This is a genomic window from Paraflavitalea sp., from assembly GCF_059502485.1.
Map to the genome: position 1 here is coordinate 89,839 of NZ_JCACET010000004.1, position 12,322 is coordinate 102,160.

13 protein-coding genes are annotated in these 12,322 nt (G+C 47.4%); 8 read left to right on the top strand and 5 right to left on the bottom strand.

The annotated features are described in order from the left end of the window. Positions 1-13 precede the first annotated feature (13 nt). From AC5JBY_RS00425 to AC5JBY_RS00440, 4 genes are all read right to left on the bottom strand, one after another. Positions 14-667: a hypothetical protein gene (locus tag AC5JBY_RS00425; protein WP_495902558.1), complete on the bottom strand. Its 654-nt coding sequence runs from the start codon at positions 665-667 to the stop codon at positions 14-16. Then, positions 667-1,413 carry an LVIVD repeat-containing protein gene (locus AC5JBY_RS00430; RefSeq protein WP_495902559.1) on the bottom strand — a complete coding sequence of 249 codons (747 nt, stop codon included), beginning with the start codon at positions 1,411-1,413 and terminating at the stop codon, positions 667-669. The genes AC5JBY_RS00425 and AC5JBY_RS00430 overlap by 1 nt, the downstream gene beginning before the upstream one ends. 17 nt (positions 1,414-1,430) lie before the next feature. Next, positions 1,431-1,958 (bottom strand): hypothetical protein, encoded by a 528-nt coding sequence (locus AC5JBY_RS00435; protein WP_495902560.1) that lies wholly within the window; start codon positions 1,956-1,958, stop codon positions 1,431-1,433. Between the two features lie 69 nt (positions 1,959-2,027). Beyond that, positions 2,028-2,768 carry a biotin--[acetyl-CoA-carboxylase] ligase gene (locus AC5JBY_RS00440; RefSeq protein ID WP_495902561.1) on the bottom strand — a complete coding sequence of 247 codons (741 nt, stop codon included), beginning with the start codon at positions 2,766-2,768 and terminating at the stop codon, positions 2,028-2,030. 192 nt (positions 2,769-2,960) lie between these two features. On the opposite strand from AC5JBY_RS00440, the gene rsfS reads away from it, so the two are divergent. The 7 genes from rsfS to AC5JBY_RS00475 all read left to right on the top strand — a co-directional run bounded on the left by rsfS (position 2,961) and on the right by AC5JBY_RS00475 (position 9,452). Then, complete coding sequence (gene rsfS / locus AC5JBY_RS00445; protein ID WP_495902990.1) at positions 2,961-3,353, top strand: ribosome silencing factor; 393 nt, start codon at positions 2,961-2,963, stop codon at positions 3,351-3,353. Positions 3,354-3,485: 132 nt separating this feature from the next. Further along, positions 3,486-5,561, top strand: coding sequence for an ATP-dependent zinc metalloprotease FtsH (gene ftsH / locus AC5JBY_RS00450; protein WP_495902562.1), 2,076 nt, complete (start codon positions 3,486-3,488; stop codon positions 5,559-5,561). A gap of 8 nt (positions 5,562-5,569) precedes the next feature. Next, entirely contained in the window at positions 5,570-6,205 is a 636-nt protein-coding gene (locus AC5JBY_RS00455; protein ID WP_495902563.1) for a LutC/YkgG family protein, read from the top strand. A 10-nt stretch (positions 6,206-6,215) separates the two neighbouring features. Beyond that, the gene (locus AC5JBY_RS00460) at positions 6,216-6,662 is read left to right on the top strand and encodes a gamma-glutamylcyclotransferase family protein (RefSeq protein WP_495902564.1); all 447 of its coding nucleotides are present in this window, start codon (positions 6,216-6,218) and stop codon (positions 6,660-6,662) included. A gap of 21 nt (positions 6,663-6,683) precedes the next feature. Further along, the gene (locus tag AC5JBY_RS00465; RefSeq protein ID WP_495902565.1) at positions 6,684-7,481 is read left to right on the top strand and encodes a UDP-2,3-diacylglucosamine diphosphatase; all 798 of its coding nucleotides are present in this window, start codon (positions 6,684-6,686) and stop codon (positions 7,479-7,481) included. A gap of 77 nt (positions 7,482-7,558) precedes the next feature. Next, positions 7,559-8,335: a hypothetical protein gene (locus AC5JBY_RS00470; protein ID WP_495902566.1), complete on the top strand. Its 777-nt coding sequence runs from the start codon at positions 7,559-7,561 to the stop codon at positions 8,333-8,335. A gap of 25 nt (positions 8,336-8,360) precedes the next feature. Beyond that, entirely contained in the window at positions 8,361-9,452 is a 1,092-nt protein-coding gene (locus AC5JBY_RS00475) for a mechanosensitive ion channel family protein (protein ID WP_495902567.1), read from the top strand. Position 9,453: 1 nt separating this feature from the next. On the opposite strand, the gene AC5JBY_RS00480 is transcribed toward AC5JBY_RS00475, so the two are convergent. After that, on the bottom strand, positions 9,454-10,032 hold the full coding sequence (locus tag AC5JBY_RS00480; RefSeq protein WP_495902568.1) for a MerR family transcriptional regulator: 579 nt from the start codon (positions 10,030-10,032) through the stop codon (positions 9,454-9,456). Between the two features lie 248 nt (positions 10,033-10,280). On the opposite strand from AC5JBY_RS00480, the gene gyrB reads away from it, so the two are divergent. Further along, positions 10,281-12,275 (top strand): DNA topoisomerase (ATP-hydrolyzing) subunit B, encoded by a 1,995-nt coding sequence (gene gyrB / locus AC5JBY_RS00485; RefSeq protein WP_495902569.1) that lies wholly within the window; start codon positions 10,281-10,283, stop codon positions 12,273-12,275. Positions 12,276-12,322 lie beyond the last annotated feature (47 nt).

Genomic DNA, 12,322 nt, shown 5'->3' on the forward strand with positions numbered 1-12,322 from the left:
CGATCTTCCCATATTATAGCCTGAACAGGAGTCTTATGCCTGAAGGGATAGCCGGAACAATAGAGGACTTTTTATCCAGGTCATTAGCTAAGGTTCTGACGGCTCTGATATTGCTATTGGGTGGTAAGTCTGTATCATGCCATTTGGCTCTGATGCCTACTCCGGCATATATTTCAATCAGTAACCGGTCTTTAACGAGAAATTCCTGTGCGCCTGCTTTGATCTGTAACCCCAATACTCTTTTGGTAAGCTTGTACCGGGTATATTGTTCAAAGGCAGGCGTATTGTCTACCACATTTCTGTCTACCCATCCTTCCATGGTATATTCCACGTGTTTATAGTGGAGTTCTGCTTCATAGAAGCTGTTCAATTGCCTGCCATAATATTTCCTTACTGCAGGTCTGAAAATGTATCCTCTTGTTTGCTTTAGGTCTTCAATGCTGGCATCGAATATATAAGCGATATCGGCTGAGACCGCCCAGGCGGGTTTGAACCGGTATTCTGCTCCAATGGAAATATTGTGATCGTTGAAGTCCAGCAACCCCAAGGGGTTGAGGCGCAGCAACCATGTCTTTTCAGGTATTACTGTTATATTCTTCTTTTGTGCCCACAGTTGGCCTGTGCAGCCAAGGAAGCTGCAAATGAGTGCGAGAGCTTTAAGCTGCATCAATTAATTTTTGTAATAAGCTGTGGTGTGAAGGGATTGGAAATATCATACAGGATTACGCCAGTCCTGACCCAACAGATAAGGGTGTTGTTATAAGGGATCACATCTACGTAGGCGCCATCTTTCAGGCTGCCCACCTGTTTAAGTTCATAAGGCTTTTTGATATCAAATACCAGCAGGCTGTCTTTGTCGCAAACGTATAATGCGTCATCCTTGTAACCCAGCCCATAGGGTTCGGCAACCGGGAAAGCGAATTTTTGTACCGGATTGGTGATGTCCTTGATATCATATACCGCCAATATACTTTGTACTCCTCCGCAGGCTGCGTTGGTGCGCAACGTGGCAAATGCTACCGTGTCTTTTGCTACTACCGGATCGCACCGTCTTAATACAGTGGGTGAAATAGCTGTGCTTAGTTTCTGTGGCTGCTCCGGGTTTGTGATGGAGAAGATGTGTACTACACTGGTAGATCCTATAAACAGCTTGTCTTTGAACGGATAAATGGTTTCTATTTCAAATCCTACTGGCACTGTTGCTTTTGCTACCGGGTTGGCCGGATCACTGATGTTGTATACATGTAGTTTTTCATGGTCTACTGTATACAGGTAATTGCCAGCGATAGCAAAGCGGGCCAATGATCCTCCCTGACCTGTAGTGGCCATAAAAGAGCTATCTGAGTTTTTTGTGCATTGCAGTGAGGCGATGCAAATGCTCAGGAATAGTATGGGGTAAATATATTTTTTCAAGTGGTTGTTTTTATTGGTTATCGCCTGCAATTGGCTTTAGGTATTGTTTTGAGCACCCAATCCACTACGATTCCTTTAGAAGGATCGACGCATTCAAAGAATACATTAGAGAAGGGAGGATATTCCTGGTTGATTGCAGGGAATGCGTTTTTCAATCTCTTTACTACTGTGGGTTGTAGTGGATTGGCAATGTCGAATACCACTATATCGCTGACGCTATTGGTGTACAGGTAGTTTCCTTTTACAGCTACTTCTGTGCTGAAGGGAACTTTCAGGAAAGCTATTTTTTTCGGTTGCGCCTGTGAGCGATCTATAATATGTATGCCCTCGTACAATTCATTTTGAAAGATGTAATTGCCGTAGGCGTATATCTTTCCTGCTTTTGTGGTAGAACGTACGGTAGTAACCTCTATATTTTCCAAGGTGGTTGCATTGGCGTATACGGGTACGTAGGCTTCTACGTTTTCCCTGGGAGGGCTATCGACGCGGCCAAAGCAAGCGCCCAGCAGCACGGCGGCTACCAAAGTTGTAAGGGTTATCTTCATATTCTGCCTGATAGCATAGTCGCGTTAAACGTTGCACCCACCGCATGAATTTGACGTTTAACCGAAATACTATATCACCCATTCTATCTCGCCCACCTGGAAATACCTTTCGAGTGTGTCCATGGTTATCAGTTCGCCGGTTGGGGTAACTCCCTGTATGGTGGTTTCGAATACGCTGTTGCCTCTTTTTAGTTTCACGGATTCGCCTTTTTTGTAGAGTGCCTGGTGGTAATCGGCCAGTAGCTGTTCGGGGTTTTGAAGAGACTGGTAGCGTTTTTCGAGGTGGTGGCAGAGCTCGATGGCCAAGGCGTTGATATCGTAGGTTTTACCGGTTATCTGTTTGAGGGAAACGGGGCGCAGGGCTTCCGGGGCAAATTGTGTTTGGTTGATGTTGATGCCCATGCCGGCAATGGCGATTGTCCATTCAGGACTTCCCACCCGTGATTCTATCAATATCCCCCCTGCCTTTCTGTCACGCCAGTAGAGGTCGTTAGGCCATTTGATGCGGGTCTCGTCCCCGGCATAATTTTTAAAGAAATCATAACAGCCGAGGGCGATGGTTGCTGAGAGCAGGAATTGCTGGCTGGTTTTCAGTGGGTGAGGGTGTAGGACAACGCTCATCATGATATTTTCGCCAGTGGTGGTGAGCCAGGTTTTACCCCGCTGACCCTTGCCGGCCGTCTGTTCGAGGGCAAAATACACGGTTCCGTGCCCAGCCTCGCCTGTGGTTGCCTGCCCCATGGCATAGTTGTTGGTGCTGTCTATGGTTGGTAATATAATAAGGCGCTGGCCGATAGTGGGATGTGGCAAAAGATCACTATTTTTGAATTGTACGAAAATAGATATAACTGTTGAACGTTTAAGCTACTATGCTGTTATTGTTAAAGTAAGTGCATAGCGTGCAGGTAAACGGGATACAGATCCTAAATAAGGCAGCCTTTCCGCTATTCAGGATACCCAATTTGACCATTTAAAATGTTTTGATTATTGGAACAATTGTCAATGTTAGCTACTACCCGTCGTAAACGAAGCAGTGTAGCGAGGTTAACCAAGAACTCAAAGATCTACAAAGCTATCATCCACGCTATTCAGGAGAAAAAAGGTAGTCATATCACATCGCTTGATCTCCGGAAAATCCCCGAAGCTATTGCTGATTTTTTTATTGTTTGTGAGGCTGGCAGCACTACCCAGGTAAAGGCCATTGCCGATTTTGTGGAAACGCACGTCAAGGATGTAACGAAAGAGTCGCCATATCACCACGAAGGTCACAAGGAAGCACAATGGGTTCTTGTAGATTACGTTAATATCGTGGTTCACGTGATGTTGCCCGAGACCCGGAAATTCTACAAATTGGAAGAAATGTGGAGTGACGCTGAGGCCGAAGAGCATAAATAATTTGATTCTTAAGGCCGGATGTTTGATATTGTGTACCGGGAGTTGTCAGAAACCCTGCCATTTCTACAGGTTTTTCGAACAATTTGCCTTCTATAATCCTTAATTAGAAAAACAAGCTGAAGTAAGTACTATATGTCACAGGACGATTCAAGACAGAATGAACGCGGTTTTCCCCGCCTACGCCCGAGAGGTGATGACAATAATGGCCAGCGCAAAGGCCCGAAATTCAATATCTACTGGGTTTGGGCAATCATATTTGCTGTTCTGGTAGCATTTCAGTTATTCGGCTCTTTTACACCTGATGCTAAAGAGATCGATGAACTGGAGTTTTACAAGATGCTGGAACAAGGGGAGGTTAAAAGTTTAACCACCGTCACCAATAAGAACCTTATCAGGATTACCCTCACTCAAGCTGGTTTTCAGAAATACAAAGAGCGGCTGTCTCAAAAGTGGCCTGGCGTTTCTGAAAAAGGCCCTCACTTTGAATTCAAGGTTATCAAAGCCGAAGAGTTCAAAAAGGAGTTGAATGCCTGGTATAAGGATCATACCTCTATCCCCGAGGTCCCTAATAAACCCGCTACGGAAGGAGAATGGTTCACCGGTGTTATCCAGTTCTTATTGCCATTGGTAATTATTATCCTTATCTGGGTAATGCTGATGCGCAAGATGGGTGGAGGCGCAGGTGGTGGCAGCGGCCCCGGCGGTATTTTCAACATTGGTAAATCAAGGGCTACTCTTTTTGATAAAGGCACCAAGGTAAACATTAACTTCTCCGATGTAGCTGGTCTCGACGAAGCGAAAGTGGAAGTAATGGAGATCGTGGACTTCTTAAAGAATCCCAAGAAATATACTTCTCTGGGTGGTAAGATACCCAAGGGTGCTTTGCTGGTAGGTCCTCCGGGCACCGGTAAAACCCTGCTGGCCAAAGCGATGGCTGGTGAGGCGCAGGTTCCTTTCTTCTCTATGAGTGGTTCCGATTTCGTGGAACTGTTTGTAGGTGTGGGCGCCAGCCGTGTGCGTGACCTGTTCAAACAGGCGCGTGAAAAAGCTCCCTGTATCATATTCATCGATGAAATTGATGCTATTGGCCGTGCCCGTGGTAAAAATGCGATGATGAGTAATGACGAGCGGGAAAGCACGCTGAACCAATTGCTGGTGGAAATGGATGGTTTCAGTGGCGAGAGCGGCATCATCGTGCTGGCTGCTACCAACCGTCCTGACGTACTGGACTCTGCGCTGTTGCGCCCAGGCCGTTTCGACCGCCAGATCTCTATCGACAAACCCGATCTGAAGGGCCGCGAGCACATCTTTAAGGTGCACCTGAAGCCTATCAAGATCTCTGATAAAGTGGATATTCATAAGCTGGCTGAGCAGACGCCTGGTTTTGCCGGTGCTGATATTGCCAACATCTGTAATGAAGCTGCCCTGATCGCTGCCCGTAAAGGCAAGCAGTCGGTAGAAATGGAAGACTTCCAGGATGCAGTGGACAGGGTGATCGGTGGTTTGGAAAAGAAGAACAAGATCATTTCTCCCGACGAGAAGAAGATCATTGCTTATCACGAAGCCGGCCACGCTATTTGCGGTTGGTTCCTGGAGCATGCTTATCCGCTGTTGAAAGTAACGATCGTTCCGAGGGGTGTAGCTGCACTCGGTTACGCACAATACACGCCTAAAGAGCAATACCTGTATAATACAGACCAGCTGACTGACCAGATCTGCATGACGCTGGGTGGTCGTGCGAGTGAAGAGATTTTCTTCGGTAAGATATCTACGGGTGCGCAGAATGATCTGCAGCAGGTTACCCGCATTGCTTACTCCATGATCACCGTTTATGGTATGAATGAGAAAGTGGGTAATGTAAGTTTCTATGACCCGGCTGCTGAAAACTCTTTCACCAAGCCTTATTCTGAAGAGACTTCCCGCCTGATCGATGATGAGGTAAGGAAGCTGATCGAAGATGCTTACGTGAAGACCAAGGAGTTGCTGACTGAAAAGAAAGCGCAGGTAGAGAAGCTGGCTGAAGCATTGCTGGATAAGGAAGTATTGTTCCAAAGTGATGTAGAGTCACTGATTGGTAAGCGTCCATATGGTGAAAAGAAATTGCTGGATGTGGATGGTAATCCTGCTCATGGCGCCGAAGGTGGTACTATCAGCGAAGGCGTTCCACCTTACGATAGCAATGTGACGAATCATCCTGCTACCTCTTAATTGTAATTATGAAGATTTCTCCTGCAAGGGAAAGTATTCTAAAGAAAATACGGAAGGCGTTGACTCAGTCAACGCCTCTTCCTTTTCCGCAAAGTGAGGGCAACAGTTCTGTGTTCCAGCCTTCTCAGCAGGAACTGGAAGTGCAGTTTGCCGAGCAGTTCTCCAGGCTCCAGGGCAAGTTTGTTTTTTGTCTCAACCAACAGGAGCTGGCTGCGCAGTTGCAGCAGGTATTGGCCCATAATAAATGGGATAAGATCTATTGCCGGGAGGATAAGCTGAGGGGCGATCTTTCGGCCGGTGGTTTTACGTATTTCAATCATGGTGACGTAGCCAGTTGTGACGCAGCTATTACCACCTGTGAGTGGCTGGTGGCACGGACGGGCTCTATCGTCCTGAGTGCCGGGCAGCAAAGCGGACGTACGGTGAGTGTTTATGCGCCTGTGCATATATGCATTGCTTATACCAATCAGCTGGTGTACGATATCCGCGACGGTCTGCAGCAGGCCAAAGAAAAGTATGGCGCCAACCTCCCTTCCCTGATCACTTTTGCTACCGGGCCCAGCCGTACGGCCGACATCGAGAAAACGCTCGTGGTGGGGGTACATGGTCCCAAAGAAGTATACGTATTCCTGGTAGATCAATAACTCAAGTATAATGTCTTCTGAAATATATCAACTCTTTGTATATGGTTCCCTGCTCAGCGGGTTCCATCATCCTGCTTACGGCTACATAAGTCGCTATTTTACGTTGATCGGTCCTGCCAAAGTACAGGGCAAATTGTTTGACATGGGTGAGTACCCGGCCGCCATTCCTGTGAATGAGGATGCATGGATAACCGGCGAACTGTACCAGTTGAATAATAAAGAGGAGTTTGACTGGGCTTTCCACCAGCTGGACGATTATGAAGGTGTTTTCCCTGAAGATGGCGGAGCGCCTTTGTACAGAAGGGAGCCGGTGAACGTGGTGATCAATGAAAAGGATACGCTTGCCTGGATCTATTGGTACAACCAGGATGTGGCTAATAAGCCATTCATCGCTTCCGGCAGTGTGCTGGAGTATCGTGATCGTAAGGAAAGTAATGGTCAGTCTGGTTTCTTTTAGCAAATCTTTGAGGTTTATATAATGAATATTCCCGCTGGTAAAAAGGTATATTTTCTCTCCGATTTTCATCTTGGTGCGCCGGATGCGGCTGCGAGTTTAATACGGGAAAAACAGATCGTGGCTTTCCTCGATGAGATAAAGCAGGATGCTGCGGTGATCTTTATCGTGGGGGATATGTTTGATTTCTGGTATGAGTACCGGATGGTGGTGCCCAAGGGTTATGTGCGCCTGCTGGGTAAGCTGGCTGAGATCACTGATGCTGGCATCCCCGTGCATTTTTTTGTGGGCAATCATGATATGTGGATGACGGACTACTTTCAAAAGGAGCTGAATATCCCGGTATATTTTGAACCTAAAGAGTTTGAATTTAACGGGCAGCATTTCCTGGTGGGTCATGGGGATGGCCTGGGGCCTGGCGATCATGGTTACAAGTTCATTAAAAAGGTGTTCAGGAACCCCGTGTGCCGCTGGTTATTTGGCGCTCTGCCTCCTTATATAGGGATGGGCCTGGCCAATTATCTGAGCCGTCGCAGCAGGGCGATGACTGGCCAAACAGATGAGAAGTTCTTTGGTGAGGAGAATGAATGGCTGATCATTTACTGTAAGGAAGTGCTGCAAAAGAAGGCTTATAAATATCTTATTTTCGGTCACCGGCACCTGCCCATCGATTTTACGCTCAATAAGGATAGCCGGTATATCAATTTGGGTGACTGGATCCGTTATTATACGTATGCGGTGTTTGATGGTGAGGGGTTGACGCTTCAATCGAGGTATCCCGATTTAGAACATAAGATTATTCGCGGTCAATCGGCCAGCTAATGTTTATACGGTCTACGATACTATGTTTTTTTGTAATGGTGTGCATGGCGTGTGCTGCGCAAACTGGTGTGGTTCGTGTGGACACGAACCACGGCGGCAGTGTGCAGGATTCTTTTTTTGTGCTGCAACGTACGATACCCGGCGAATTCACCGACTTCACGGTTGACAATCTTGGTAATATTTATGTGCTGAACCAGACAGGGCAGCTGAAGAAGATGGGTCCTGCAGGTGATTCTATTGCTGTGTTCAACAACGTTCGGCAATATGGTAAGGTGCATTTTATCGATGTCACCAACCCACTGAAGGTGTTGTTGTATTTTAAAGATTTTGGTACGGTGGTCATCCTCGACCGCTTCCTGAATACAAGGTCCACGCTTGATTTGCGCCGCCAGCAATTGTTTCAGGTGAAGTCTATCGCTCAGGCGTACGACAATAATCTCTGGGCTTTTGATGAGCTGGAAAGTAAGCTGAAACGGGTGGGGGAAGATGGCCGGATCATTGACCAGAGCAGTGATTTCAGGCTTATTTTCGATTCCACGCCTTCGCCTTCTTTTATTGTAGATCAGAATAAACTCGTTTATCTCTACGATCCTGCGAAAGGTGTTTACCTGTTTGATTATTATGGTGCATTTAAAAATCGTATTCAACTGACTGGCTGGACGGACTTCTCCGTTATTAATAACACCATCTTTGGCCGGGATGCCAGCTTGTTGCACCGCTATGAGATCGGCACGTTGAACTGGCAGCAATACCCCATTCCCGCCAGTATGCAAAGCGCCCGGAAGATCAAGATCATGCCTGCGAACTTATACCTGCTGCGCGATAAGCAACTGGAGATATATACTTATCGTTAACTGCTGTTTTGTTTAAATTTGCAGCATGGACAGATTTCTGGATGGCGTTTTTCTCGATAATACGATCCGAAGCTATTTGCTGGTAGGTGGTTCTATACTGTTAGCCGTTCTCTTTAAACGTTACCTTTCACGCTACATTGCCGGTTTGATATACCGCATCATTCACCGGTTTGCCAGTGGTGTCGACAAGAAGTCTTTTGTGAACCTGGTCGTTTCTCCGCTCGAAACTTTCCTCCTGCTGCTCGTGTGTATTGTTTCGCTGGACAAGCTTACTTTCCCGAAGCTGTTTGATATTGGCTTGTATAAAATTAGGCTGCACGGTATGATCGATGGCGTTGCCATCATTGTGCTTATTCTAACTTTCATCTGGTTATTGCTGCGTATTATTGATTTTGTGGCGATGATCCTGCAGCACAAAGCAGACCTGACACCTGACCAGACGGACAATCAGCTCGTGGTGTTTTTTAAGGATTTCTTCAAGGCGTTGCTGGTGATCATCGGTGTGCTGATGGTGTTGAAGCTGGCTTTTCATTATCCCATTACCAACCTGATCACGGCCCTGAGTATCGGTGGCGCGGCCATCGCGCTGGCTACCCGGGAAAGCCTGGAAAACCTGATCGCTTCGTTCATTATATTTTTCGATAAACCTTTTATGGTGGGCGACCTGGTGAAGGTGCAATCCATCACTGGTACGGTGGAGAAGATCGGTTTGCGCAGCACGCGCATCCGTACCGACCAGAAGACGTATGTGACCATGCCCAACAAACAGATGGTAGATAGCATCATGGATAACCTTTCACTGCGTACGCAGCGCCGGGCTTTTATTCAACTGGAGTTGAGTAATGACACGCCGCATGATACAATAGATCAGTTTATCATGCGTATTCAGCATCTTTTGCAGGGGCGCAATCCTGTGGTGGAAAATTATACTGTGTTTCTATCTGATATTGTTAAGGATACTTATCTCATAAATGTGGAGTTCTTCACGGCTACTATACCTATTGCCGATTTCAATGCTTTACGGCAGGATACGAACCTCGCTATCATAGCGCTGATGCGGGAAATGAAGATCAAGCTGGCTTCTAAGGAGCCAGGTGTGATCATAACAAAGGAGTAGTTTACAACGACGCTTTTATCTCCAGTAAAAATTCTTTTACTTTTTGTAGCGACTGGATCATTTCAAAGCTTTCGCGGCCTTGTTTGTTCTTCTTCAGGAAGTCTTTGGCGCCTTCGATGGTGAGCTTGCGGCGGCGCAACAGGTCGTAGATGAGCTCCAGGTTCTTGATGTCTACTGGCCTGAAATGACGGTCACCTTTCCTGTTCTTACGCGGCTGGATAATGTCGAACTCGTTTTCCCAAAAGCGCAATAAGGATTGATTGACGCCGAACATTTCGGCTACTTCACCAATGGAGTAGTACTGACGCTGGAAGAGTTTCTCGTCGGCTGGAATGTTGACCAGGTCTGCTTCTGCGTCCAATGCCTTGAGGGATTTCCGGCCACGGGTAGATTTTTTAACTACCGGTTTGGCAGGTGTGGCAACAGCCACCTCCGGCTCAGGTATTGGCGCTGGCGCCTGCTTTTCTACGGGTGTTTCTGCAGACTTGAGGGACTTTACCCTTACGCCTACAGAGGCATTTTCCTGCGGTTGTCCTTCGGAAAAATCAAAGGTGATCTGGGAGAGGTTTTTTGAATCCATAGTTATTGAATGGGTCGCGGTTATTTCATAACAAATATCGTGCAGTAAAACTACGAAGGTTGAAAGAGGGGTAAAAAACGGGTCGGAAAGGTGGCCAAAAACGGGTGTTTCAAGGGTTCAAAAACAAGGCATTAAACGGTGAAAAAAGGTGCATAAAATGGCCCTCCAAAAGCGGCTAAAAGCCTTAATTTTCGTACATTTGCCGGAATCAACATTCTTAACTTACACAAGCATTTTCACAAGCATTTATGGCTACAGAAACCAATGAAATTCTTACCCCCGCCACCAATGGATATGGAGCAGATAGTATACAGGTGTTGGAGGGTTTGGAAGCGGTACGTAAGCGTCCTGCCATGTATATCGGCGATATTGGCGAAAAGGGCCTGCACCACCTGGTATATGAGGTCGTGGACAACTCGATTGATGAGGCGCTTGCCGGATACTGTAAAAATATTGTTGTAACGATTCATGAAGACAACTCTATTTCTGTAATAGATGATGGCCGTGGTATCCCTACGGGTATCAATAGCAAGGAAAAGAAAAGTGCGCTGGAAATTGTAATGACGGTGTTGCACGCCGGTGGTAAGTTCGATAAAGATACCTACAAAGTTTCCGGCGGTCTGCACGGTGTGGGTGTGAGTTGCGTAAACGCATTGAGCACACTCCTGCATGTAACCGTGCAACGTGAAGGAAAGATATTCGAGCAGGAATACCGTATCGGTGTTCCGCAATACGATGTACGGGAAATCGGCGTTTCCGATAAAACAGGTACTACTGTTCACTTCTGGCCCGATACCAGCATTTTCACAGTGGGTGTTTATAAGAAAGATATTCTCGAAGGCCGTTTGCGTGAGCTGGCTTACCTGAACAGGGGTATCAGCATCACCTTGAATGATCTCCGTGAAAAGGAGGAAACAGTAGATGGTGTGGAAGGTGCTACTTACTCCAAAACCTTCTATAGCGAAGGTGGTATCACCGAATTCGTTGCCATGCTGGACAAGAACGCCGGCAGGAACAACCTCATCCCACAGATCATCTACGTGGAAGGCCGCGATGAAAAGAGCAATGTAGCAGTAGAAGTAGCCCTTACTTACAACGACAGCTACAACGAGCATATTTACTCCTACGTAAACAACATCAATACCATCGAAGGTGGTACGCACGTTTCCGGTTTCCGTCGTGCGCTGACGCGTATGTTCAAATCATATGGCGACCGGGAGAACCTCTTCGAGAAGGCTAAGGTAGAGATCGAAGGCGATGACTTCCGCGAAGGTCTTAGCGCCATCATCTCTGTGAAGGTGCCTGAGCCTCAGTTTGAAGGTCAGACGAAGACCAAGCTGGGCAACAGTGATGTAATGGGTGTTGTGGACAGCACGGTATCCAAAGTGCTGGAGAAATACCTGGAAGAGAATCCCAAGGAAGCAAAGAATATCATATCGAAGGTGATCCTGGCGGCACAGGCCCGTGCTGCGGCGCGCAAGGCCCGTGAGCTGGTACAGCGTAAGAGCGTACTGAGCGGTGGCGGTCTGCCCGGTAAACTGGCCGACTGTTCTGACCGTGATCCTGAGCGTTGCGAGCTGTTCCTTGTCGAAGGTGACTCAGCGGGTGGTACTGCCAAGCAGGGCCGCGACCGCTCGTTCCAGGCCATCCTGCCGCTGCGTGGTAAGATCCTGAACGTTGAGAAGGCAATGGAGCACAAGATCTACGAGAACGAGGAAATCCGCAATATGTATACCGCCCTGGGTGTTACCGTAGGTACGCCTGAAGACCCCAAGGCGCTGAACCTGGCCAAGCTTCGCTACCACAAGCTCATCATCATGACCGATGCCGACGTGGACGGTAGCCACATCGCCACGCTGATCCTGACATTTATTTACCGCTATATGGCTCCCCTGGTAGAGCAAGGCTATGTATACATTGCTCAGCCGCCGCTGTACCTCGTGAAGAAGGGAAAGGATCAGGCTTACGCCTGGAATGAAGAGCAGCGTAAAGGATGGGTTACTAAATTCGGCGCCGGTAAAGAAGACAGCGTAAACATTCAGCGATACAAAGGTTTGGGTGAAATGAACGCTACCCAGCTGTGGGATACCACCATGAATCCTGACTCACGTACCCTGAAGCAAGTGACGATCGAGAGTGCTGCCGAGGCCGATCGTATCTTCAGCATGCTGATGGGAGATGAAGTAGCGCCCCGCCGCGAGTTCATCGAAAGCCACGCCAAATACGCCAAGCTGGATATCTAAGTATCTCAGCACTGGTTTAAAATACAAATCCCTCTCCGGACTATTGC